Origin of the sequence: Enterobacter cloacae complex sp. R_G8, from assembly GCF_024599795.1 — a bacterium.
Lineage (GTDB): Bacteria > Pseudomonadota > Gammaproteobacteria > Enterobacterales > Enterobacteriaceae > Enterobacter > Enterobacter dissolvens.
This window is the reverse complement of record NZ_CP102246.1, coordinates 4,450,385-4,474,620: the sequence shown is the minus strand read 5'-3', so window position 1 is coordinate 4,474,620 and position 24,236 is coordinate 4,450,385. Positions and strand designations below refer to the sequence as shown.

The window sequence follows — 24,236 nt, the reverse complement described above, 5'->3', positions numbered from 1 at the left end:
GGTCAGGGTTCGTTGTGAGGAGGTATTGAGTAATGCTGCTGCGATCGTGCCAGAAGGTTGCGCGCGTAAAGGCGGGAAAATGGGTGAGTGGTTGAAAGTGCCAGGTGAGCGGTCAAAGGGGGCGGCGAGTGGTTCAGGCTCGCCGCCAGCGGCAGAAATAATGTGATACAGATCACCCGGTTACCGGGGCGGTGCTCCCCGCCAGATAGCCTTCCAGCGTTTTAACCAGCTTCTCCTTCAGCCAGGCAGGCTCCAGGATCTGAATGTTGGGTAACCAGTAGAACAGCAGCGGCAGGATCTGATTCTCATGGGCCGCCTGACAGCGCAGCGTGACCCCGTCCTGTTGCTCCCCCAGCAGCTCTTGCGCCGGCAGGAGATCGCGGCGCAGGAAGTAATGTGAAATATTATCCCTGATAAATATTTTCACCTCGAAAGTATTTTCCGATACCCACGGGTCGAGGCTTTTTTCCAGCAGCCCGATCACATGCTCATCCGGCGTAAAGGTGGTTTTCTGAATATCGAGCCAGCGAATCTGACTCAATGAGAAGGATTTTAACTGGCTATTTTCGGTGGCTTGTAAATACCATATATTTTTTTTGTTAATGAGTTTATAGGGATGAATCAGGCGGGTTTTGCCTTTATAAACGATCTGACAAACATTACAGTTTTTAATCGATTTTTCGATGTTCGATAAATGGCGACGAATATCACGTTCCACCGTGTGTTCCGCCTCGTTGGCCAGAATAAGAATATGATTATCGTCAACGCGGGTTTCGAGTTTCTCCCAAAATTCCGCATTTCTTTCAGGGAAAAAGCTATCAGCATTCAGGAAGTTAGCAAGGGTATGGTGTAATCCTTGTCCGCCGGGAGATTGTGCGGAATGGATCAGACGATATAACCCGTTTCCGGTGTGTTCAACAATCGGGGAGAGGGCATTTAAATCCCGGTAGACGGTACGCTCGGTAATATTAAATTTCTCCATTAGCGCACTGCGGTTTATCACACCGTTTAAATGTAGCTCAAGGAGAATATCGACCAGACGTTCAGCCGAGCGGCTCCGCGTCGTTTTAGCCATAAGGTCTTCCTGTATATTAGGGTATGCGCTGAATGATGCGGATAGCACTGACACAAAATGTCAGTATTCAGGCACAGAAAATTTCTCTTATGGTTATATAACGGCGTGATTTAGCGGAAACCTTAGGAATTTTTGCAGAAAGCCGCGCTGGCCGAAGCATAGCCAGCGCGAGGAGGGATCAGACAGCCGCTTCCGGCTCCATCATGACCGGGTGGAAACGGCGTTTGAAATAGATCAGGCCGTGCCCCTCTTCACTGAGAATGATGTTTTTAATTTCAACAAGATAAACCAGATGCGTGCCGATGGTTTGCACCTGGCTTATCTCGCCTTCCAGACTTGCCAGTGCCCCTTTCAGTACCGGTTGCGCCAGCGGACCTTTCTGCCAGCAGGAGAGGGAAAAGCGCTCCTCCATGGCCATACCGGTCATCCCGGCGAAGTGGCGGGCCATGATCTCCTGCTCGTGGTTGAGCACGTTCACGCACAGTCTGCCGTTGCCCTGGAACACCGGGTTCATGGCACTGTTGGCGTTGATACAGACCATGACCGACGGCGGGGAATCGGTAACCGAGCAGACGGCGGTGGCGGTGATCCCACAGCGTCCGGCATCGCCCTCGGTGGTGATGACATTCACCGCGGCCGACAGGCTGGCCATGGCGTCGCGAAAACGCAGGCGTTGTTCATCTGAATGCATTGAAAACCTCCCGCTGCGTTATTTCAGCAGCTTGTCCAGCATGTTGATATCGCTGTTGTTGTGCAGGTGTGGCACCGTCCAGCCGTGTTGGTCGTACTCGGACATACAGCGGTCGACCATCGCCATCATTTTGTCCATGTTGCCGGAGCTCTGCGCCTGACGCAGACACTGCAGGCGAATTTCATCCTGGCTGCCGGAGTAGTTGATCTCATACAGCTCGTGACGGCCGCCAAACTCGCTGCCGATGGCATCCCACATCAGCTTCAAAATCTTGATGCGTTCAACGTGATCCATCCCGTTGGAGCCGCGCACATATTTCGCCAGATACTGGTCGATCTGCGGATTATTCAGATCCCGCGCGCTGGACGGCAGATAGATCAGCCCGCTGGTGACGTTACGTTCAATGATGTTCTTAATCTTCGCGTAGGCCATTGGCGCCATTACGCGGTAGGTTTGCAGCGCCGCGTGATCCGGCAGGTACGCGCCATTCACCCACGGCGTGGCTTCGGAGCACATGGAGTCGCTCAGCGCCCAGAACATATTACGCCAGGCCACCACTTCCCCGAGATCCGCCTGCACACCGCGGAACTCCAGGGTGCCGGTGCACTCCAGCGATTTTTTCAGCAGGGCGGTGATGAAGTCGAGCTTCACCGCCAGACGCACGCAGGCCTGCAGCGGGTACATGCGGGCAAAACCGCCTTCCATGGTCCAGCGACGGCAGCGGTCGAAATCGCGGTAGATCAGCACGTTTTCCCATGGGATCAGCACATTATCCATCACCAGGATCGCGTCGTTCTCGTCAAAACGGCTGGAGAGTGGGTAGTCGTACGGCGAGCCGGTGGCACCAGCCACCATCTCGTAGGAGGCGCGGGAGATCAGCTTCACCCCTTCGGCATCCATCGGCGCGACGAACATCAGCGCGAAGTCCGGGTTTTCGCCCATCACCTGCGCGGAGCCGAAGCCGATCATGTTGTAGTGGGTCAGCGCCGAGTTGGTTGCCACCACTTTCGCGCCGCTGACGATGATCCCGGCGTCGGTCTCTTTTTCCAGCTTGATATAGACGTCTTTCACCTCGTCAGCCGGTTTGTGGCGGTCGATGGGCGGGTTGACGATAGCGTGGTTAAAGTACAGACCGGTCTCCTGAATGCGGGTGTACCAGTTACGGGCATTCTGCTCGAACTGGCCGTAGAAGGCCGGGTTTGCGCCAAGCGCGCAGCCGAACGCGGCTTTGTAGTCCGGCGTGCGGCCCATCCAGCCGTAGCTCAGGCGAGACCACCCGGCGATGGCGTCGCGCTGCTGACGCAGGTCGTCGGCGCTTTTCGCCACGCGGAAGAACTTGTGGGTGTAACCGCCGCTGCCGGTGTCGGTGCCCCAGCACAGCGTGTCCTGCATGTCCGGTTTGTGCAGCGCGTCGTACATCTGCGCGATGGAGGCCGCCGCATTGCGAAACGCCGGATGGGTGGTGACGTCTTTAACGCGCTCGCCGTAGATATAAATCTCGCGGCCATCCTGCAGGCTTTTTAAATACTCTTCACCGGTTAACGGACGTTTGGCATCAGCGCGGAAATCTTCAGGCTTCATAGGGACCTCGTATCGGAATTGGTTTGTTAAATTTATGTTTTGTTTTTGTTGTTTAATTGAAGCGTTAGAGGGGCGGAACGTGAAGGGACGATTGGGACAACGGCAGGTACTTTTCGCGAGAGATCGCAGAGTGTGATTTCCCTCACCCTAACCCTCTCCCAACGGGAGAGGGGACGGTTACTCCCTCTCCCGTTGGGAGAGGGCAGGGGTGAGGGGAACAGGGGAAACCGGTACTTTTTGCGCCCGATAGGCGCTGGGCGAGCAGCCCGTCAGGCGGTTGAAAAAGCGGGCGAAATAGGCCGGATCTTTAAAGCCCAGCTGCCACGCAATCTCGCTGACCGTACTGTCGGAGAAGAGCAACAGCCGTCTGGCTTCGCGCAGCTGGCGGTCGAAGATCAGCCGCTTCGGCGGGCGGTTGGCGAAGCGGCGGCAGATATCGGTCAGGCGGGATTCGGTCAGGTGTAGCTCGCAGGCGTAGTCCGGCACCGTCCAGTGCTGGTGATAGTGGGTGTCAATCAACTGGGTAAAGCGCTGGAACAGTTTTAGTTCGCCGCGCATGCCGCTGGCGGCGTGGTCGTCGAGCCTGGCGTTACGCAGCAGCAGGGTAAAGACCGCCTGCGCGAGCAGAGCCAGAGTATGCTCGCGCCCGGGAAGTTGCGCTGTGGATTCCCGGGCAATCAGCTGCCAGTAGTGCCTGAGCGCCGCCAGCTCGTCGGGCTTATCGGCAAGCGACAGGCAGATCCCCGGCAGACCAAACGCTTCCCGCGTGCCGGGGTAGAGCACCTCCAGCAGCGGCCAGATCAGATCCTCGCGCACCGTCAGAACGTGACCATCGCTGTCGGATTCGGTGATAAACGCGTGCGGCACCGAGGGCGGCGTGATGACAAACAGCGGTGCCTGCACCGAATAGCGATGATCGTCGAGCTGCAGCTCTATCTGTCCGGTATCAAGAAAGTGCATCTGAAAATACTGGTCGTGACGATGCGCCTGCATGTCGCGGCCAAAAAAGGCCGCCATGCGGGCGAACGACTGATAGTGCACATCGTCGGTGCCCAGACTTTCGTCATACTCTTTGCTGATGTCGATATTGGCGACGGGGCTCTGGCACATAGCGGTTCCTCAGTGGATCTTCTGTGCCGCCATACCCGGATCGCGCCCGAGGCTCTCCTGCCGGGTCATCGGGATCCGCGTCAGCACCAGCGCACCTACCACCAGCAGCCCGGCGACGAACCACAGCCCGGAGCTGAAGCTGCCAGTGGCATCACGCAGAATGCCGATCAGCAGCGGGCTGACGGCGGATCCGACGTTGCCGATAGCGTTGATCACCGCCAGCGCCACCGCACGGGACCGCAGGCTAATAACCTGATCCGGCGTGGTCCAGAATATCGCCATGGCGGTAAACGATCCGGTTGAGGCCATGATGATGCCAAGCAGCTGGATCAGGCTGTGATCGGTGGCCGAGGCCAGCATCCATCCCGCCGCCGCGAAGAGATACGGCAGGATGGTGTGCTTTTTTCGCTCTTTCAGCCTGTCAGAGCGACGGCTCCACCAGATCATGCCGAGGATGGTGCAAAACTGCGGGATTGCCGCCAGCAGGCCGATCACAATGTTGCTGCTGCCGGTGTTGAAGCTTTGCAGGATCTGCGGCGTCCAGATGTTGATCGCACTCAGCGTGTTCGTCAGGCAGAAATAGGCCAGCGTATAGAGCAGTACCGCCGGGGTTAAGACTTCACGTAGCGTTGAACGCGGCGTGGCGGCATGCGCCACCGCCAGCTCTTGCTCACGGGCGATCATGGTTTTCAGCGTTTGCTTTTCTTCATCATCCAGCCAGCTGGCCTGATCCGGGGTGTCGTTAAGATAGAACCAGGTCACCACGCCGAGCACCACCGACGGCAGCCCTTCCAGCAGGAACAACCACTGCCAGCCTTTCAGGTTCCACAGCCCGTCCATCGCCAGGATGTAGCCGGAAAGAATAGAGCCGAGCATCATGGTTACCGGCATGGCAATCATAAACAGCGCGTTGGCGCGGGCGCGGTGATAGGCCGGGAACCACCAGGTGAGATAGACCAAAATCCCCGGCAGGAAGCCGGCTTCGGCAATGCCCACCAGCATGCGCAGCACATAGAGCGTTTCCGGGCTGGTGGCGAACATGGTGCAGGTGGAGGCGATCCCCCACACCACCATGATCCCGGCGATCCAGCGCCGGGCGCCGATCTTCGCCAGCATGATGTTGCTTGGGATCCCGCACAGCACGTAGGTGACGTAAAACAGCGTCGCGGCCAGGCCAAACATGGTGGAGGTGAGGCCCAGATCTTTGCCCATCGTCAGCCCGGCAAAGCCAATGTTAATGCGATCGAGAAACGAGAAGACAAACAGGATAAAGAGAAACACGATCAAACGACGGAACAGCTTATTTATAACGCGATGTTCAACAGCTTTATTATCTTGCAGGGTAGAGGTCGTCATGGTGCGCTCCAGATCTTACGTTTAGTAGACGGATTTATTGTTATTAACTGACGTAACCGGGTGATCGATAAAACGTGCCGCCAGTGCTTCGGCGCTGCGGGCGAGCAGGGTCGTGTCGACGCCGACGGCGACAAACAACGCGCCGAGTTCGAGATAACGTTTTGCCAGCGGCTCGTTGGCCATCAGGATGCCGGGTGCTTTGCCTGCGCTCAGGATCTGCGCGATCGCCTGTTCAATGGCCGCCTGCACGTCCGGGTGCTGCGGATTACCGGCAAAGCCCATGTCGGCGCTCAGATCCGCCGGGCCGATAAACACCCCGTCGACGCCGTCCACATCCAGGATCTGCGGCAGGTTTTTCAGCGCCTCCCGGGTTTCGATTTGCACCAGCACGCACATGGCGTCGTTGGCCTGGTGCAGATAATCCGGGATGCGGTTCCAGCGCGAGGCCCGCGCCAGGGCGCTGCCCACGCCGCGGATCCCGGCAGGCGGATAGCGCGTGGAACGGACCGCCAGACGGGCTTCTTCGGCGTTTTGTACCATCGGTACCAGCAGGGTTTGCGCGCCCACGTCGAGCAGCTGTTTGATCTGCACCGGATCGTTCCACGACGGGCGGACGACCGGCTGGCTGGCATACGGGGCGATGGCCTGCAGCTGGGTTAAGACGGTCTGCACGGTGTTCGGCGCGTGTTCGGCGTCGATCAGCAGCCAGTCAAAGCCTGCCCCCGCCAGCAGTTCGGCGCTGTAGCTGCTGGTCAGCCCCAGCCATAAACCAATCTGCGGCTTCCCGGTTTTCAGCGCCGTTTTGAATGCGTTTTGCATGGTTCTCTCCTAGACAAAGCGGCAGCTGATGGAGCCCATGCTGCCGTAGTCCACGTGGAAGGTATCGCCTTTACTGGCCGCGACCGGGCGGGTAAACGAACCGCCGAGAATAATCTGGCCCGGCTCAAGCTGAACGTCGTAGGGCGCCAGCTTGTTGGCCAGCCACGCCACGCCGTTCGCCGGGTGGTTGAGCACGCCAGCGGCCACACCTGTCTCTTCAATCACGCCGTTGCGATAGAGCAGGGCAGAGATCCAGCGCAGGTCCAGCGCGTCGGGCTTAATCGGACGGCCACCGAGGATCACGCCCGCGTTGGCGGCGTTATCGGAGATGGTGTCGAACACCTTGCGCGGGCGCTGGGTCTCCGGGTCGATGTTATGGCAGCGGGCGTCGATCAACTCCAGCGCGGGGATCACGTAATCCGTGGCGTTGTAGACGTCAAAGATCGTGCAATTCGGGCCGCGCAGCGGTTTTGCCAGCACGAACGCCAGCTCCACTTCAATGCGCGGGACGATAAAGCGATCGACGGGGATGTCGCTGCCGTCATGGAAGAACATATCGTCCAGCAGCGCACCGTAGTCCGGCTCGCTGATCTGCGAGCTGGCCTGCATCGCTTTTGAGGTGAGGCCGATCTTGTGGCCTTTCAGCACGCGGCCTTCGGCGATTTTCAGATTCACCCATTCGCGCTGTACGGCGTAGGCGTCTTCAATCGTGATCGCCGGGTACTCCAGCGAGATCGCGCGGATCTGCTCCCGGGACTGCTCCGCCTGATGCAGACGATGAGCGATCAGGGTATGGGTGTGTTTGTCGAGCATGGCGATATCCTGTTTTATGTTTTTATCTCCCTCTCCCAGTGGGAGAGGGGACAGACCGTGCCGGTACTACGTAAACAACGCGTGTACGTTGTTTTGTTTGTAATTGAGCGTCGGGTGCAGCTCGTCGAGCTCAAACGACAGCGCCAGATAGCGGGCGGCCATGAGGTCGGCAAAATGCGCTTTGATCAGCGCAAACAGCATCTCCCCCACGGCCTCGCGGCTCTCCAGGCTTCGTCCGGCGCCAATCTTCAGCGTCATATGTACAAAGGCGTAATCCTGCTTGCCGTCGGCCATCTGCCAGGTATCCAGCCAGTGGGCGCGGCTGCGGATGCCGCCGAGGGGGAAAATGCCCGTGGCGGCCAGCGCCTCGTTCACTTTGGCGAACAGCCCCGGCAGGTCGGCCTGCTCGCGGATGTTGTCGGTACATTCAGCAATAAAATGCGGCATGGTGGCTCCTTATGCGGGTAGCGGGAAAACGGCGTTCACCTGGCCGGTGCCGGAGCTGGCGAACAGCTCGGTGAGAAACTCCACCTTGCCGTCGTATTTGTCCCAGCCGAGCATCCCCAGCAGCATCACCGTGTCGTGCATGTTGCCCTCGCCGTAGCAGTAGTCGGCGTACTCCGGCAGCATGCTGCAGAATTCTTTGAACTGGCCTTCGCGCCACAACTTCACCACCCGCTCGTCCATCTGGCGGTCGAATTCGCGGGTGTAGCTGTTCATCCCTTCTTCCGCGCGCTGGTCGTCGATAAAGCGGTGCGACAGCGAGCCGCTGGCCAGCACCGCCACGGTGCCGTCATACTTTTCGATGGCGCTGACGATGGCCTCGCCCAGCCGGCGGCTGTCGGCGAAGTCATGAACCGTGCAGAACGCCGAGATGGAGACCACTTTGAAGTGCTTATCCGCGTTCATATAGCGCATCGGCACCAGCGTGCCGTACTCCAGCTTCAGGCTCGGGATGTTGTGCGCTTTGGCGCGCACGCCGAGCTTCACCGCTTCGTCGGCGATCAGTTGCCCGAGTTCCGGGTTGCCGTCGTAGTCGTAGGTCATGTCGCGGATAAAGTGCGGCAGCTCGTTGCTGGTGTAGACGCCCGAAAAATGGTCCGCACAGTTGATGTGATACGCGCTGTTCACCAGCCAGTGGGTGTCGAAAACGATGATGGTGTCGACGCCCAGCTCACGGCAGCGCTTGCTAATCTCTTTATGTCCGTCGATGGCACCCTGACGGCAGCCGTGGTTTTTGCCCGGCAGCTCAGAGAGATACATCGACGGCACGTGGGTGATTTTTGCCGCTAACGCCAGTTTACCCATGATCAGATCCCCCATTTTGGAATCGGGTGGTCGCCCATCGAGATGCAGACGTTCTTCATCTCCGCAAACACCTCGAAGCTGTACTCGCCGCCTTCGCGCCCGGTACCGGAGGCCTTCACGCCGCCAAACGGCTGGCGCAGGTCGCGCACGTTCTGGGTATTCACGAACACCATGCCTGCTTCGATATTGCGCGCCAGACGCAGCACTTTGCTGACGTCCTGGGTCCAGATGTACGACGCCAGGCCGTACTCCACATCGTTGGCCAGACGCAGGCCCTCCGCTTCGTCCTTAAACGGCAGCAGGCAGGCTACCGGGCCGAAGATCTCCTCCTGCGCCACGCGCATGCGGTTGTCGACATCCGCCAGCACGGTCGGGCGCAGGAAGTTACCGCCTTTCAGGTGGGCGGGCAGATCGGTCGGTTTGTCCGGGCCGCCTGCCAGCAGGGTTGCGCCCTCCTCAATGCCCAGGCGGATATAGCCGGAGACTTTCTCCCAGTGCTGTTGGCTAATCAGCGCGCCAATCTGGGTGTTCGGATCGGTCGGGTCGCCCACGCGCAGACGGTTGGCGCGCTCGGCGAAGCGTTTGACGAATTCCGGGTAGATACTCTGCTGGATGAAAATGCGCGAGCCCGCGGTGCAGCGCTCGCCGTTGATGGAGAAGATGGTGAACAGGGCGGCGTCCAGCGCACGCTCGATGTCGGCATCGTCAAAAATCAGCACCGGGGATTTGCCGCCCAGCTCCATGGAGTACTTCTTGAGTCCGGCGTTTTTCATGATATTGCGCCCGGTGGCGGTGCCGCCGGTGAAGGAGACGGCCCGCACGTCGTGATGGCGCACCAGCGCGTCGCCCGCCGTGGCGCCGTAGCCCTGCACCACGTTCAGCACGCCCGCCGGAATACCCGCCTCCAGCGCCAGTTCGCCCAGACGGTCGGCGGTCAGCGGCGAGAGTTCAGACATCTTCAGCACGGCGGTATTCCCCAGCGCCAGGCACGGCGCGACCTTCCAGGTGGCGGTCATAAACGGCACGTTCCACGGCGACACCAGCGCGCAGACGCCCACCGGCTGCACAAGGGTGTAGTTCAGCATCTTGTCGTCAACCGGGTAGGTTTTGCCGTTCATCTGCTGGCACACTTCGGCGAAGAATTCGAAGTTGTGCGAGGCGCGCGGGATAAGCACGTTTTTGGTCTGGTGGATGGGCAGGCCGGTGTCGGCGGTCTCCATGGCGGCAATGTCCGGCACGTTCTGGTCAATCAGATCCCCCAGGCGACGCATCAGGCGCGCACGCTCTTTCATCGGCAGGTTGGCCCACTTTGGAAATGCCTCTTTTGCTGCCGCCACGGCCTGATGGATTTCCGCTTCCCCGCCGGAGGCGACTTCTGCCAGCACCTCGCCGGAAGCCGGGTTGGTGGTGTGGAAGTAGTCGCTTCCCGCCACATTCTTGCCGTTGATCCAGTGGTTAATCTTTTTCATTTTGCCGTCTCCTCACTCACAATCCGGTTTACCAGGCGACCCACGCCTTCCACTTCCACCACCACTTCATCCCCCGGCACCACGTCGGATAACCCTTTCGGCGTGCCGGTGGCGATCATGTCGCCCGGCTGCAGGGTCATGAAATCGCTCAGGTATGCAATCAGGTACGGGATGCTGAAGATCAGATCCGCCGTGGTCCCTTCCTGACGTAATTCACCGTTGACGAAGGTGCGCAGGGTTAAGTTGTGCGGATCAGGAATGGCCGCTTTCGGCACGATGTTGGGGCTGATGGGGGTTAACCCGTCGCGGCTTTTGACCCGCAGATTCGGGCGGTAGTAGTTTTCGAGATAGTCACGAATGGCGTAGTCGTTGCAGACCGTGTAGCCCGCAACAAAATCCATCGCCTCGGCTTCACTGACCTTATGCGCGGTTTTGCCGATGACCACCACCAGCTCCGCCTCGTAGTGCATGTACTCAACGTTGTTCGGGCGCTCCGAGGTCTGGTTGTCGCCATTAAAGGTGTTAGGTGCTTTGATAAACACCAGCGGCTCGGTCGGAGGCGTGAATGCCAGCTCGCTGGCGTGATCGGCGTAGTTCAGGCCGAGGGCGAACAGCGTGGGGTGAGGATGTGCACCGTGTGCGATGGCTACGTCGCGCTCATCCACCACCGGGTTTTCCAGTGCCGGGAACCCTTTCGCCAGGATGCGTACCCGATCGCCCGGGCGGATCTCGACGCGGCTTTGCGGCGTACCGAGCAATATCGCATCCCCCGGATTCAGGGTAGCGAACTCGCTCAGGGCACTCAGCAGTTCGGCGGCGCTGCGCTGCAGCCCGGCGGTGTTCCAGTGGTCCGCTTCGCGACCGTTAATTTCAGTGATGATGGTCAGGTTGTCCACGTTGTCGACGGCGACCAGCTCCCCCAGCGGACAAAACCCGTCCCGGCATTTGGCTTTTATCGCCGGGCGATAAAAGCTCTCTTCCGGCAGGCTTACCTCGTTGGCCAGCGCGTACCCGGCGATGTAGGCCGCTGCCTCTTCCACACGGACTTTGCTGGCCGTTTTGCCCACCACCAGCGCGACCGTTGCGCCACTCAGCACTGTTTCGCCCTGCGGGAACGGGATCGGTTCACCTGCACGGATCACCGTGTTGTGCGGCTTGATAAACCACACCGCGGTTTTCGGCGGGGTGTTGTAGGGGGCTTTTTCAAACGCCTCCGCCCAGGCATCGCGCTGGCTTTGGTGGTTCAGCGCCACGGCAAAAACAGTACCTTTCATTGACATACTCCTCAGACCGGAAAGCCGGTTTTTGATTTCGTTAATATGTTAATGATCTGGTTTTATGCTTTTGCTGTTTATTTCGCAATCAGAAGTGAAGAATTTGTGATATGAATAACAATAAATTTACACTTTATTTTGAAATGATATATTTATCATTGTGTTAAAAAAATGGTGTTGTTTCTGTTAGACTTTTCGAAGCTAAAATGGCTGTTGATAAAAACATCAATTTACAATTGTTTATTTGTTAACAATGAGCGGGAGTGGCTATGCATGATTCATTAACTATCGCCCTGTTGCAGGCGCGGGAAGCGGCGATGTCCTACTTCCGCCCGATTGTGAAGCGGCATAACCTGACCGAGCAGCAATGGCGCATTGTGCGTGTGCTGGCTGAACATCCCTCGATGGATTTCCACGATCTGGCGTTTCGGACCTGCATATTGCGCCCGAGCCTGACGGGCATTCTGACGCGCATGGAGCGCGACGGTCTGGTGTTGCGCCTGAAGCCGGTCAATGACCAGCGCAAGCTGTACGTGTCGCTGACCAAAGAGGGCAACGCGCTGTATGCGCATGCCCAGGCGCAGGTGGAAGAGGCGTATCAGCAAATTGAGGCAGAGTACACGCCGGAGAAGATGAAACAGCTCACGGCGCTGCTTGAGGAGTTTATTGAGCTGGGAAATCGCCATATCGCAGCGCGTGACGAAGAGTAAAAACCACAAATTAAAGGATGATTTTCGTAAAGTTTTCCCTTTCCAGGCCGAAAATTCTGTATCTGTCTGAAGGAAGAGAAAACATGTTAAATCGTATCAAGATTGTCACCAGCTTAATGCTGGTTTTAGCGATATTTGGCCTTTTACAACTGACCTCCGGTGGCCTTTTCTTCAATGCCCTGAAGCATGACAAAGAGAATTTCACCGTCCTGCAAACCATTCGCCAGCAACAATCCACGCTGAACGCCAGCTGGGTGGCGTTGCTGCAAACCCGTAACACCCTGAACCGTGCGGGCATCCGCTACATGATGGATCAGAACAATATCGGCAGCGGCGCGACCGTGAACGATCTGATGCAAATTGCCTCTGTGTCTCTGAAACAGGCGGAAAAAAACTGGGCTGCCTACGAGACCCTGCCGCGCGATCCACGTCAGAGTGACGCTGAAGCGATGGAAATTAAGCGTAACTACGACATTTATCACGGTGCGCTGGCGGAGCTGATTCAGCTGCTGGGCGCTGGCAAAATCAACGCTTTCTTTGATCAACCGACCCAGAGCTATCAGGATGGTTTTGAGAAGCAGTACGTGAACTACCTGCTGCAGAACGACAAGCTGTATCAGATGGCGGTAGAAAACAGTAACAGCTCTTACAGCCAGGCGATCTGGGTGCTGATTAGCGTGCTGATTGTGGTGCTGGTGGTTATCGTGGCCGTGTGGCTGGGTATCAAGCAGGCGTTAATCTCTCCGCTGACCCGTCTGATCGACAATATCCGCCATATCGCCAGCGGCGATCTGGTAAAGCGCATTGAAGTGGAAGGCGCTAACGAGATGGGGGAGCTGGCCGACTCGCTGCGCCATATGCAGGGCGAGCTGGTGCGTACCGTCGGTGACGTGCGTAACGGCGCAAACGCCATCTACAGCGGCGCGAGCGAAATCGCGATGGGCAATAACGACCTGTCTTCCCGTACCGAACAGCAGGCCGCTTCCCTGGAAGAGACTGCAGCCAGCATGGAGCAGCTGACGGCGACCGTGAAGCAGAACGCCGAGAATGCCCGTCAGGCGAGCAACCTGGCGCTGAGCGCGTCTGAAACCGCACAGAAGGGCGGGAAAGTGGTGGATAACGTGGTGCAAACCATGCGTGACATCGCCGGCAGTTCGCAGAAAATCGCCGATATTATCAGCGTGATTGACGGCATTGCCTTCCAGACCAATATTCTGGCACTGAACGCCGCGGTTGAAGCGGCACGTGCCGGTGAGCAGGGGCGCGGATTTGCCGTCGTGGCAGGCGAAGTGCGTAACCTGGCGCAGCGCAGCGCCCAGGCGGCCCGTGAGATCAAGAGCCTGATTGAAGACTCGGTGGGTCGCGTGGAAGTGGGCTCAACGCTGGTGGAAAGCGCCGGTGAAACGATGGGTGAAATCGTTAATGCGGTGACCCGCGTGACTGACATCATGGGTGAAATCGCCTCTGCGTCTGACGAGCAGAGCCGCGGTATCGATCAGGTCGGCCTGGCGGTGGCGGAGATGGATCGCGTGACCCAGCAGAACGCCTCGCTGGTGGAAGAGTCTGCTGCTGCCGCTGCGGCGCTGGAAGAGCAGGCGAGCCGTCTGACGCAGGCCGTCGCGGTATTCCGCATTCAGCAGGAGCAGATGAAAGCACGTGAGTTCGCTTCCGCAAAAACCATGTCCGCGCCGGTGATGACGCGTAAAACCGCGACTGCCGATGCCGGTGATAACTGGGAAACCTTCTGACGCCGTGTGTGGTGCCGGGTGGCGGCTTCGCCTTACCCGGCTTACGGAATGACGGTGCATGGTTTTTGTAGACCCGGTGATACTACAGAGGCAGGCGCATGGCGCAGCGCGATTTATACGCTAAACCGTGCGTTGCCTCTTCTTCCCTTTTCTGACGCAGCTCATGCGTGAGGTCTGTGACGTATTCAAACCCCAGCCGCGCATAGAAGGGCGCATTCCACGGCACGTCCCGGAATGTCGTCAACGTCAGCGATGTCAGCCCCCTTTTGCGGGCATGGTCAGCCACACAGGCGATGAGCCGCCGACCGATCCCTTTTCCCTGCCAGTCCAGATGAACCGAGAGCTCTACAATAAACAGCGACGAAGCGTGCGTCTCTGCGAGGATAAAACCGACCGGCTGGTCGTTGGCCAGCGCCAGCCAGCTCAAGCCACGACCGGCGTAGTCGAGATGCTGCTCAGCGGAAATGACATCGCCCTCTGCAAGCCAGGCGAGTTCCGGGTAATCCCGAAAACGCTGGCCCGCCGCGCGTTCAAGTGCGGGCAGAGTGGCGATGTCGTCGCAGGTGGTGGGGCGAATGTAAATGTTCATGGCGGGAAGTATAGCCTGACCTCCCGACATTATTCCGAGCAGACCAGCACCGGCGAGTAAAAGTTGCTAATTACCAGCGCATCATGCGGCGTGCGCTCTATCGTCAGGAGCCTTTTTTTCCCCAGCGTCAGGCCGGCCACGTATTTTTCAAACACGCCGGGCGGCATCGCGTCGTGGCTAAAACGCTCCACTTTTTGAATGATGATTTCATAGAGTTCCCCCTCCACGTGCCGCCATTTAAACATCTCCTGCCGGGACACTTCCCAATTTTGCGGGGCGTTCTCGACGTTGCCGTTTAGGGTGATGTACCCGGTTTTGTCGGGGTGGAACCGCATGATGATCTCCCCATCAAACGTGAAATCGTGATTGTCGCGTCTGTCGGAGAAGGTCAGGTTACCGTCGCAGGCCACCGACAGCGGAGGCGTGTAGAAATACCACGCCAGCGCGGCGCCGGTTAGCATCAGGTTAAAGATCAGAATGAGCCAAATTTTGATATGTCGCATATCACCACTCGTAATAGTAAAGCGTACGGCAGGTGCTCGCTTTATCCTGCGTGAGGGAACACTGGGAAAGCACCAGCCTCCCTTCGTGGCCGTAAAAAAGCGTTCTCTGGATGTGCATATAGAAAATGGAATTTTTCAGACACGGCAGATGGCCGTCCTGCTGCAGGGTTTGCGCCAGGGCAATCGCCTTCTCGTGAAACACATCCGCCAGCGGCGTAAAGGTGTAGACCGGACAGGTGCCGATATGGGTCAGCAGATGGATCTCCCTCTGCGGGTTTGCTGGCTTGATCGCCGTTATCCAGAGGCACAGCGTCACGATCGCCAGGGTAAGCGCGCCGCAGAACAGCCATTCCGGCCGAACGCGCCATGCCGGTTTCGCCGTTTTGGCGGCCGGGGGCGCTTCCTCCTGGGCCGTTACCGTGACGTCGGCGCTGAGCATAAAGCCCGTCTTAGGGACTGTGACGATAAACAGCGCGTCGGGAAGCAGGCTTGCCAGCATTTTGCGCAAAATACTGATGTACTGGTTTAACGAGTTGTTCGATCCCTGGAGCCCACGTCGATCCCAGACCTCATGGAGAAAGGTGTCCCGTTCAACCACGTTCCCATGATGCTGGACCAGCAACTTCAGGATGGTATTGGCCGTGCAGGTGAGGATCTGCGCATCCTCATCCGGCGCATTGATAAGAGAAACAGAACCGTCCTCGTCGTTGTAGACGATGGCGTCAGCAAGCAGGTATTTCATAATTTGTTGTAAAACAGACAGAGATAATGAAAAAAAAGAGAAGGTGTTTACATCTTCTAAGCAGAGCTGCTGGCTATTTTAGCGTCATTGTTACCGATAACATTGATCCAGACGGTTTTTTGAGGCGTTTAATAAGTCAGCGTAATTATCACGTCGTCAATAAACTCCCCCGTACCGCTCAGAGGCTGGGCCGGGACTTCTCCATAAACGGTGAAGCTCTGGGTGCCGCCTGTGGGATGGGCGACGACCAGCGCATCCCCGCTGCGCCAATCGCCCCAGCGTTGCGTGGCCGCGGCATCCTGCCAGAGCCCATAGCGCAGGCACTGGCCTTCGTCGTTGCAAAGCTGCCGCTGATTGCCGCTGGCATGGTTGCCGTTGCCCATAGCAAGGGTAAACGCCGTGCCGGCCGGGCAGCGCGTGGTGAGTGTTGCCGTGGAACGCGTTGGGCGCAGCGTGGCGGTGCTGCTCAGCGTGCCGAAGTTAAGCGGGGTGACGCGTTCTATGTAGCACCCCTGGCTGATTTCGGCCTGCGCGTTGGTGCCGCCCTGCACCTGCTCGCCCTCCGCGGAACCGTCCAAGCAATTTTGCAGCGCATCCTGACGGGTGGCGCTGTGCCAGGCGATGCGCAGATTCATGTTGTAGTTGTAATAGTGGTACGCCGGCAGTTGGTTTTGTCCCGGCAGGAGGGTGGCGATAAGCGGAAAGCTACCGCTGATGCTGGTATTGCTTTGTGCAGTCAGGGTCTGCTGAATGAGATCCCCGCCGCTGGCGGGGCCCAGCTCCTGAGAACGCGCGACGCCGTTAAACAGGCGGAAGAGCAGGGAGTACTGTTTCCCCTCCTGGTCCCCGGTCGAGAGCATCTGAAAGGGCGGAGCATCCATGCTGCTCAGGCAGACGTTGATATATTCCAGCGTGCCGTTATTGTCGGCCTGACAGCTAAATTTCACCTCGGTGTTGGTCGAGGCGGCATTGCCCGCCACGACGCTGCCAAAGTTAATGGCGGCGGGTGAGGTTATCCAGCATGCTGCCGCCATCGCTTTCATGGACAGCACGAGCAGCAGCAATAACGGTGCTTTTAATGACACAGTTGTTCTCCAATATTCTGTATTGCTGACGCGGCGCGCGGGGCCGGAAGCGTGACCCGACACTCCCCCTCGCCGGTTTTCACCACCAGTTCACCCGGCAGGGGCGGATCTTCAAGCCAGATGAAACCGTCACGTCCGACGATGGTCGCGCCGCGTGGCGTTGAAACGATGCTGCCCAGCGGGAGCGGCTTATGGCGGCTGTCGACCAGCCGGGCCTGAACCGTCACGGCGTGATGGACGTTAAAATCGACCTTTACCGCGCTGCCGTTGCCCGGTCGGGCATCTATGTCGGTGACGGGGGCCATCACATCGGCGGGGAGATCCAGCGGATTGATACTGACTTTGCTGCTGTGGTATTGCGGCAGGTCGGTCAGCAGCAGATAACCGTTTTCATCGGTTTCGCCTGCCGGGCGGTTTTCCAGCATGACCGGCACGTGTCCAACGCCGTGGGTGGAGACCAGCGCCAGGCTCTGTTGGCTGTAGCGCAGGGCATGAGGACTGCCATCCAGCAGCGTCAGGCTGCCTTCGGCTGAGGCGTACTGGTTGCCCAGCTTCGCGCCTTGCTCCAGCCCGACGTGCCACTCACCGGCATGACCCAGATAGCCCACGTCCGCATAGGTATCCCGGCGCTCACCAACGCTTTGTCCCAGCTGCCATGACCAGCCGCCGAGCCGATCGTCCGGCTGGTGGCGATAATCCATGCGCGACGTCTCGCGGCTGGTCTGAACGGAGAGGGTATCCGCACGGCCTAACGGGACCGAGAGCATAAGCTGAACGTTACTCGACGCATCCGTAAACGAACGGGTATAGCTCAGCGTGGTGGATAGGTGGGCAGGCAGCGAGACGGACCAGGAGGCGTTGAGGTAGCGCTGTTTGTTGCCCTGAATGTTTTGCTGTACCCAGCCTGCGCCTACGGTACCAAAATGGGGCACGGAGTGGCTTAGCCAGACGCTATCGCTGCGTCTGACCGGCAGGGCACCGATCGTGCGGGCGTTATCGGCAAAATCGGCATCAGTACGGACGGTGCTGGCAGATAAGCCCGTCCCGCTGCCGTTCCATTGCCAGCCAAGGCCCCACTGTTTTCCCAGACCGTAGGGGCTGTCGCTCAGGGCAACATGCTGGCTGACAATCCCTATGTTGGGTGAGATCAGCCAGTCGACGCCTGTCCCGACATTGCGCAGTTTGCTCTGCTGTTCGGTGTGCAGCGCCAGCGTCAGCTGGTTACTTACCCCATAGCGCCAGCCCGCGTCGAGCACAGGAGTGGGGGCATAGTCATTGGATCGCAGGGCGTAGTTCTGCCGCATCCAGCCGATATCCAGCGAGCCGCTGCTGAGTCCTTCCGCCAGCATCCCAGGCGCACCGTAGAGATCGAGTTGTACGGTGCGACGCTGACCGTTGATATCGGTAATGACCACCTGCGCCTGTCCGCTTCCGGTGAAGGAGGGCAGGGTATCCAGCAGAAAATCCCCCGGCGTCACGCGCTGGCTGCTCTGCTTAAGCCCGTCGATGTAAAGATCGACCGTTGAAGGCAGGACGGCAGTGTCGCTGTAGCGGCTGCGCGGTTCGGTGTTGAGCTGCGGATCAAGCTCAAAATTCCGCGCCCAGTGCAGACCGCCAAAACGTACCTGCCGGCTCCAGCGGGTGCCCGTGGTGATGCTGTCACCCAGCGCCAGGCTGGTCAGCGAGTCTGCGTTGTCCCACTGCCAGCGGGTTTCAAGACGCGTGTGGCTGGGTCGGCCCGCGCTGTTTTCCTCCCCCGCATGGCTTGAAAAGCTGCTGCTGAAGGTGCCGGGAAGCGCCCCGGATGCGGTCAGCGAGGTCTGCGCGTTAAGCTGGCGGTTCCCCTGGGAATCACTGGCATAAAGGGCATACCCGAGCGTAAACGCGCTGATGGGCTGCGCCTCGGGATAGCGATACTGCGCGGTCGGCCTCTCGATAGTCAGGCGCTGCTGGCCGTCGAGCGCCTTTGCGTCGGCGGTAAGGGAGACCTGCTGAGCATGTAAATCAAGACTGACCTTCAGGCCCGGCAGGGACGTCAGTTCAACCCACTCGCTGTGGTCATCCGGGACGCGAAGCCCCAGCTTTTTGAGGTCGCCGCGGTCAATCCACAGCGCTTCACCCACTACCCGGCAGGCCCACAGCTCCCCTCGAGGAGCGTGATTCACCGTGATGGCCAGCCATTGTACGGTGTCGGCGGCGGGTTCAGCCTGGGCTGTCAGCATGAGCGTTAGCCAAAGCAGGAGCGCGAGTAGCGAGCGGGCGCAGGGGGATCTGGCTGGCATGGTGTTCATCATTGAGATAGGCGCGCAGTGCGCTGAGCGTGTGGTGTGAAGCCTGCTTAAGTGTCACAAGCGCGGTCTGTCCCGGCAGCACATAGCCCGCCAGCCCTTTCACCGATCCCACAACCTGCCCGCTGGCCGTCAGGGCCTGCAGGTGGCTCAGGCGAATATGGCTGTTTCCGGCGTTATAGCAGCGGATCGTTCCCGGGGACTCCGCCTGTTCGCAGCTCAGGGCATCGCGGCTGACGGGCATATTCTGGTTTCCGGCAATAAAGACGGGAATCGAGTAGCGCAGCAGAAAGTGCACCGCGTTGGGATTGGCCGCACGGGACGTTGCATCCGGCAGTTCATCAATGACCAGGCGGTAACTTTGCTCCTGTTCACGGATGCCGGGCTCCATAATGATGATGCGCACCAGCTGCTGCTGGCCCGGCGCCAGGGAGGTCATCGCGGGGCTGCTGACCACCTTGTCGGTGGCCGTTAACACATCTTTGCCGTTTTGCTGGGTCCATTCGTAAACCCGTATCTGAGCATGGATGGCCGCTTTGCCGCTGTTCGTGAGGTAGACCGCGGATGCTCTTTGACCGCTCTGGAGATCGAGCGTCACGGGGGCCACCTGAAGTGTGGCGGCTAGCGCGTAGCGCGACAGCAGCGTAAGCATCAGTAACCACAGAATGAAGCAGGGAAGACAGCGTCGCATGATCAATACACCAGATTTAAGGTGACATCGTCGCTGTAGGCGCCCGCTTGCGCGGTCGTCAGCGCCCCTGCGTCAATAACGCCATACAGCGTCTCTTCCTGCGCCATGCCGTTGCCGGTATCGGTCAGCCCATCGGTGCTGGTGATTTGCGTCTGTTTGCTCTCATCGGCAAAGAGTTTCCACGCTATCTTCTGTGCGCCCGTTTCACCGTTTTCCGGCTTCAGCCAGAAGGTGCCGTTTTCGCTGCTATCGTTGCTGGTGGCGGAAAGCGTGAACGGCGTACCGTTGGTACAGACAATATCGACCTGCGTTTTGGCCTGAATTTCGTTTGATTCATCCGACCCGTGGCGTGAGAAATTGAGGTCGTTGGCTTTGAGGGTGCAGGATTTTACTACCTCAAGTGAAACGTGCATCGTCGCGCTTGCGGTACTGTCTGCGGCGATCGCAGCGGCAGGAAGCAGGAGAGCGGAGCAACATACAGCAGTGGAGATAATTTTCATGATCTTATTTCCTGACGTGAATAACAGTGCAATTACAAAGAAGTGGCCAGAGCGTCCAGCAGGCAGAGTTTTCGATAGAATTCCGCCAGGTTCTGACAGCAAAATTTTTTCATCGCGTTACGCTTGTGGGTGTAGATCGTTTTCGGTGATTTATTAAGGATTTGTGCGATACGCACCGGGCTGAACCCTTTTTGAATCAGCATGCAAACCCGCATTTCCTGGTACGTGAGCGTGGCGGTATTTTCTAAAGAGAAGGCCATGTCGCTAAAGCAGTGGCTTAGTTGGGCAAGGGACACATTTCCCGGGACCACTCTGATCCGCTCATTGCCTGGCAGGGTGTTAATATCGTTGACCCTGGCCGTATCCGTAAATAACAGCCAGCTCTGCCCGACGTGCGTGCTGAACAGTTCCTGCAAACGCTGAAGCCCTTCTGGAGTAACGTTATTGATCCAGTACGCTTCAGGACGGGGAGACACGGCCGTCGATACTATCGAATGGAGGCCGAGCCACAAAAACGCGTTGCTGCTCAGAACGATGACCTGATAGCCGGCATTCGGGATGAAAGGCGTCATTTCATGCCCCACAGATAACCCTGGCCGTAGTCGGCCACGCTGGCGCGGGCCAGCGCGAAATCGCCCGCGGTTTCGATGCCTTCTATGAGTACCTTACTGGCGACACGCTTGTACTGGCGGGTGAGGTGCAGGAACTTAGCCTGCTCGGTACGTCCGCTCCAGAAGGTATGTTTGTCAATTTTGACGCCGCAGAAGCGGATCTGGCTGGCAAGCAGCTCGGGAAGAATGTCTTCGCCGACGTCGTCCGCCCACACTTCAACGCCCCACAGATGGAGCATTGCGATACCTGTTCGCAGGGAGCGGCTTTGCATATCGTCGAGTTGTACCATCGTATGGAGATCGGTAACTTCGATAGCCAGCCTCTCCGGGCAGGCGGTTTCTTCTTTCAGCCTGTCGAGGAAGTCCGGTTCCAGCAGTAAATCCGATGTCGCGTTGAGGTAATACTTGTCGCCTTCTTCGCAAGACATGATATGGCGAAGCTGCGCAAAGAAGTGCTCTTTACGCTGTGTAGAAGGCATTGAGCTAAAGTAGTCTTCAAGATTGACGTGGGGCTTTGCCGTGGACAGTACCTCCCAGGCAATCACATTTTCACTGCGCAGTGCCCGGATGGACTCGAACTTATAGCCGGTTAGCATGATAAAAGTGTATACCGCTCCGTAGTGATTTCAGGAGTGGTATATTTTATTAAATGTGATTTTTGCGGGATATTTATAAATAAAAATCGCTCATATAAAGCGTTTTTATCTAATTTATAAGCTTTATATAGGATTTTTTATTTACATAACCGCCCGGCAGGATGCCGGGCGGGGTATGCGTTAGCCTTGCTTGCTGACAATTTTAATGTCGACCATACCAATCCCGAGCTGGCGCGGGGAGTGGCCGAGAATATTCCCTTCATTAGTGGACTGCGGGTCTGGTGGCACAATCACTAAAGTATTGCTGCGCGATGGATTGGTGAAATGCAGCGTGTGAGTGCTTACGTCGTTACCAAGCGTCAGCGTCTGCTCCTCTCCGCCCACGCGCACCGGCACGGGCTTATTCGCGTTGGGTCCGTACGCTCTGGCTGTAATCACCAGGTCGAACTGCGCCGGCAGCGGATGGGCATACTCAATTTTTACCTCATTGCCCAGCTGTGCGTTGGACCAGCGACCCCAGGATTCCGGACGAGAGATACCGCTGAACTGTTTAACCTCTTCCGGCGCACCGGCAACGTTGAAGATAAAGCTGTCGGCTTTATAGCGAATATCGTTGTCGACGATTTTCAGCATGTCGACGTTGTGCTGATAGCGGGCGGTATCGATAACCGTATCCCTGAACGCGGTTTTCCCCTTCCACACCGCTTTGTCCACGTGCTGCACGGTTTGCTCCCCGCCAAGCTGCCCCTGAGAGACGCACCAGTCGGTAGACAGCGCCAGCGGCTGTGACCAGAGCTGGCCCATTTTGTAACAGGTGTCGACCCAGACAAAGTTATCGCGCGGGGCAAAATCAGCCAGCTGGAAGCGCAACGGTGCCGAGTATTCGCTTTCGGGCAGCGGCTCAACGCGGTTATCCGACACGCGCAGTAGCAACGGCAGGCGGAAGTTGCTACCGGAGAAGGCGATCGTTTTTTTATCCTGATCGATGGTGAAGTCTTTCATCTCTTTCGGGAAATTCCACAGGCGGATGATATCCGGCTTCCAGGCGAGGATTTTTTCCTTCATGTTGAGGAACACTTCGGACAGCGATTGTCCTGACAGCGTGCTGCGGCCCAGACCAATAAAATTGTCTCCGCCGAGGATATCCAGCACGGTGGCGCCGTTATCCATGGAGTTACGTTTGGTGGCGATCACCTCCTGCTGCGGTTTGTCGCCGCGCAGAACGAAGAACAGATTGCTGCGATCCTGTTTGTTTAGCTGATCCCACGCGCTGTTTTTCATCGCCAGATGGTCAGAAGAGACGACGATCACCGTGTTTTTGAAATACGGCGAGGCTTTGATTTTGTGAACCAATGCGGCGATATGCTCCTGACTACAGGTGACGGCGCTGAAGGATTTATTGCTTTTGCCGTCAATGTCGTAACGTTTGCGCTTGCAGGTGCGTGAGACGAAACCGTCAGGATGGTGGGTATCCACCGTCAGGGCAAAGAGGGAGAAGCGTTTCCCGGCGCGGGAAAGTTCTTCGAATTTTTTCCAGGTCTCATCCAGCACGGTATCGTCGTAGAAGCCCCAGTCGTTGCGGTAGGTGGGGTCGGCGACCGTCGCTTTTAACTCTTCTGAACCGTACAGATGGTCAAAGCCGTGGGATTTGAGGAACACATCTTTTCCGGCAAAGCGCAGATTGGCTCCCTGCACAAAATAGTTCTCATAGCCGGAGTTTTTCAGGATGTCGCCCAGGCAGATATTTTGCGGGAAGAAGCTCGACATAGAGGCCGAGGCGTTGCCTTCAAAGGGGGCAAACAGAGGGATGCCGCACTGGGAGGCGACCATCCCGGCGATGGTGTAATCGGTGCCGGGGAGTTGCATGGTGTGGCTGAAGTCGAGACCTTCGTTTTTCAGGGCGCCCAGATCCGGCGTCAGGTTCGGGAAGGCATCGTTATCGAAATAGGTTCTCTCCAGGCTCTCGCCGTAGATATACACCAGATTAAGCTTCGGGTTAGCGATCGTTTTCGATGGCTCTTTATAGTACGCCACGAAATCCGGATCGCCGTCGCGCGACTGGGATTTCACCAGCTCGGTGATCTGGTGAAACGCCGGGCTGGCATCCACGGAGGCCAGCGCAAGGAAAAGCGCCAGCAGGCTGTAGCCATGGTGGTGCGGAAGATGACGGCGGCGGCGCAGGACCCAGGCGAGCGTACCAAAAATCACCACCAAAGCCATCACCAGCCCCAGACCGGGGAGAATGTATTTACCTACGCCCGCGCCCGTCAGGCTATTGGTCAGCGTGTAGAGCACTGCATCGTTGATACCGTCGCCGGTAAAGTAGTCGCTGGCGTAGAGCGTAATGTTTAAAACAATAAAAATGCCGAGCACCACCAGCGTGGCGACAAACCACCACGTGTTACGGCCTGCTTTCCAGGCGTAAACGCCGATGGAGGCAAGAAAAAGGGCAAGGGACATTAACTCTGACAACAGCATATCCTCATGACGCCAGGTGCTTCGCTGGCTAATTGATTATTTTTTGGGTAATACAATGTAATGGCGATGTCGCTAAGCTGCAATTTTAGTGTCACGAAAGTGTGCCGTTGTTAGGAATTGGTTTAGAAAATCGTTTTTTTGAAGGCGGTCGCATCCTGTTGTACGGATGCTGAGACGAGGGCAGAAGGGGAAAATGCCG

23 protein-coding genes are annotated in these 24,236 nt (G+C 57.8%); 2 read left to right on the top strand and 21 right to left on the bottom strand.

The features are described from left to right. Window positions 1-172: 172 nt before the first annotated feature. The 11 genes from NQ842_RS21130 to hpaG form a co-directional block, all read right to left on the bottom strand. Window positions 173-1,075, bottom strand: a complete 903-nt coding sequence (locus NQ842_RS21130; protein WP_014830530.1) for a YafY family protein — start codon at window positions 1,073-1,075, stop codon at window positions 173-175. Window positions 1,076-1,253: 178 nt separating this feature from the next. After that, window positions 1,254-1,766, bottom strand: coding sequence for a 4-hydroxyphenylacetate 3-monooxygenase reductase subunit (locus NQ842_RS21125; protein ID WP_014830531.1), 513 nt, complete (start codon window positions 1,764-1,766; stop codon window positions 1,254-1,256). 18 nt (window positions 1,767-1,784) lie between these two features. Then, complete coding sequence (gene hpaB, locus NQ842_RS21120; RefSeq protein ID WP_063412181.1) at window positions 1,785-3,347, bottom strand: 4-hydroxyphenylacetate 3-monooxygenase, oxygenase component; 1,563 nt, start codon at window positions 3,345-3,347, stop codon at window positions 1,785-1,787. Window positions 3,348-3,524: 177 nt separating this feature from the next. Beyond that, window positions 3,525-4,457, bottom strand: a complete 933-nt coding sequence (hpaA, locus tag NQ842_RS21115) for a 4-hydroxyphenylacetate catabolism regulatory protein HpaA (RefSeq protein WP_047360264.1) — start codon at window positions 4,455-4,457, stop codon at window positions 3,525-3,527. A gap of 9 nt (window positions 4,458-4,466) precedes the next feature. Continuing rightward, the gene (hpaX, locus tag NQ842_RS21110; protein WP_163281805.1) at window positions 4,467-5,813 is read right to left on the bottom strand and encodes a 4-hydroxyphenylacetate permease; all 1,347 of its coding nucleotides are present in this window, start codon (window positions 5,811-5,813) and stop codon (window positions 4,467-4,469) included. A 21-nt stretch (window positions 5,814-5,834) separates the two neighbouring features. Further along, complete coding sequence (hpaI, locus tag NQ842_RS21105; RefSeq protein WP_257256280.1) at window positions 5,835-6,632, bottom strand: 4-hydroxy-2-oxoheptanedioate aldolase; 798 nt, start codon at window positions 6,630-6,632, stop codon at window positions 5,835-5,837. Window positions 6,633-6,641: 9 nt separating this feature from the next. Further along, complete coding sequence (gene hpaH / locus NQ842_RS21100; protein WP_014830536.1) at window positions 6,642-7,445, bottom strand: 2-oxo-hept-4-ene-1,7-dioate hydratase; 804 nt, start codon at window positions 7,443-7,445, stop codon at window positions 6,642-6,644. Between the two features lie 66 nt (window positions 7,446-7,511). Beyond that, window positions 7,512-7,892 carry a 5-carboxymethyl-2-hydroxymuconate Delta-isomerase gene (locus tag NQ842_RS21095; protein WP_014830537.1) on the bottom strand — a complete coding sequence of 127 codons (381 nt, stop codon included), beginning with the start codon at window positions 7,890-7,892 and terminating at the stop codon, window positions 7,512-7,514. A 9-nt stretch (window positions 7,893-7,901) separates the two neighbouring features. Continuing rightward, window positions 7,902-8,753 carry a 3,4-dihydroxyphenylacetate 2,3-dioxygenase gene (gene hpaD, locus NQ842_RS21090; protein ID WP_014830538.1) on the bottom strand — a complete coding sequence of 284 codons (852 nt, stop codon included), beginning with the start codon at window positions 8,751-8,753 and terminating at the stop codon, window positions 7,902-7,904. Window positions 8,754-8,755: 2 nt separating this feature from the next. After that, on the bottom strand, window positions 8,756-10,222 hold the full coding sequence (gene hpaE, locus NQ842_RS21085) for a 5-carboxymethyl-2-hydroxymuconate semialdehyde dehydrogenase (RefSeq protein ID WP_047360265.1): 1,467 nt from the start codon (window positions 10,220-10,222) through the stop codon (window positions 8,756-8,758). After that, window positions 10,219-11,496, bottom strand: coding sequence for a 4-hydroxyphenylacetate degradation bifunctional isomerase/decarboxylase (hpaG, locus tag NQ842_RS21080; RefSeq protein WP_257256279.1), 1,278 nt, complete (start codon window positions 11,494-11,496; stop codon window positions 10,219-10,221). Before hpaG ends, hpaE begins: the two co-directional genes overlap by 4 nt. Window positions 11,497-11,765: 269 nt before the next feature. On the opposite strand from hpaG, the gene hpaR reads away from it, so the two are divergent. Both hpaR and tsr read left to right on the top strand, forming a co-directional pair. After that, window positions 11,766-12,206 (top strand): homoprotocatechuate degradation operon regulator HpaR, encoded by a 441-nt coding sequence (gene hpaR, locus NQ842_RS21075; RefSeq protein ID WP_014830541.1) that lies wholly within the window; start codon window positions 11,766-11,768, stop codon window positions 12,204-12,206. Window positions 12,207-12,289: 83 nt separating this feature from the next. After that, window positions 12,290-13,954 (top strand): methyl-accepting chemotaxis protein, encoded by a 1,665-nt coding sequence (gene tsr, locus NQ842_RS21070; RefSeq protein ID WP_063412185.1) that lies wholly within the window; start codon window positions 12,290-12,292, stop codon window positions 13,952-13,954. A gap of 82 nt (window positions 13,955-14,036) precedes the next feature. Here tsr and NQ842_RS21065 read toward each other — a convergent pair whose 3' ends face one another. The 10 genes from NQ842_RS21065 to opgB all read right to left on the bottom strand — a co-directional run bounded on the left by NQ842_RS21065 (window position 14,037) and on the right by opgB (window position 24,031). Next, on the bottom strand, window positions 14,037-14,543 hold the full coding sequence (locus NQ842_RS21065) for a GNAT family N-acetyltransferase (RefSeq protein WP_083021554.1): 507 nt from the start codon (window positions 14,541-14,543) through the stop codon (window positions 14,037-14,039). Window positions 14,544-14,572: 29 nt separating this feature from the next. Then, a complete protein-coding gene (locus NQ842_RS21060; protein WP_014830544.1) occupies window positions 14,573-15,046 on the bottom strand; it encodes a hypothetical protein in 474 nt (157 codons plus the stop codon). Window position 15,047: 1 nt separating this feature from the next. After that, entirely contained in the window at window positions 15,048-15,788 is a 741-nt protein-coding gene (locus tag NQ842_RS21055; RefSeq protein ID WP_047360268.1) for a winged helix-turn-helix domain-containing protein, read from the bottom strand. 128 nt (window positions 15,789-15,916) lie between these two features. Beyond that, entirely contained in the window at window positions 15,917-16,873 is a 957-nt protein-coding gene (locus NQ842_RS21050) for a spore coat U domain-containing protein (RefSeq protein ID WP_063412188.1), read from the bottom strand. After that, window positions 16,864-19,155, bottom strand: coding sequence for a fimbria/pilus outer membrane usher protein (locus NQ842_RS21045; RefSeq protein ID WP_257256278.1), 2,292 nt, complete (start codon window positions 19,153-19,155; stop codon window positions 16,864-16,866). Before NQ842_RS21045 ends, NQ842_RS21050 begins: the two co-directional genes overlap by 10 nt. Further along, window positions 19,076-19,852, bottom strand: coding sequence for a molecular chaperone (locus tag NQ842_RS21040; protein WP_118283629.1), 777 nt, complete (start codon window positions 19,850-19,852; stop codon window positions 19,076-19,078). The genes NQ842_RS21045 and NQ842_RS21040 overlap by 80 nt, the downstream gene beginning before the upstream one ends. 2 nt (window positions 19,853-19,854) lie before the next feature. Continuing rightward, window positions 19,855-20,352, bottom strand: coding sequence for a spore coat protein U domain-containing protein (locus NQ842_RS21035; protein ID WP_014830549.1), 498 nt, complete (start codon window positions 20,350-20,352; stop codon window positions 19,855-19,857). Between the two features lie 32 nt (window positions 20,353-20,384). Further along, window positions 20,385-20,936, bottom strand: a complete 552-nt coding sequence (locus NQ842_RS21030) for a helix-turn-helix transcriptional regulator (RefSeq protein WP_306672636.1) — start codon at window positions 20,934-20,936, stop codon at window positions 20,385-20,387. Beyond that, window positions 20,921-21,559, bottom strand: a complete 639-nt coding sequence (locus tag NQ842_RS21025; protein WP_014830551.1) for an EAL domain-containing protein — start codon at window positions 21,557-21,559, stop codon at window positions 20,921-20,923. Before NQ842_RS21025 ends, NQ842_RS21030 begins: the two co-directional genes overlap by 16 nt. Before the next feature lie 180 nt (window positions 21,560-21,739). Beyond that, window positions 21,740-24,031 (bottom strand): phosphatidylglycerol--membrane-oligosaccharide glycerophosphotransferase, encoded by a 2,292-nt coding sequence (gene opgB, locus NQ842_RS21020; protein ID WP_046889402.1) that lies wholly within the window; start codon window positions 24,029-24,031, stop codon window positions 21,740-21,742. Window positions 24,032-24,236: the final 205 nt, after the last annotated feature.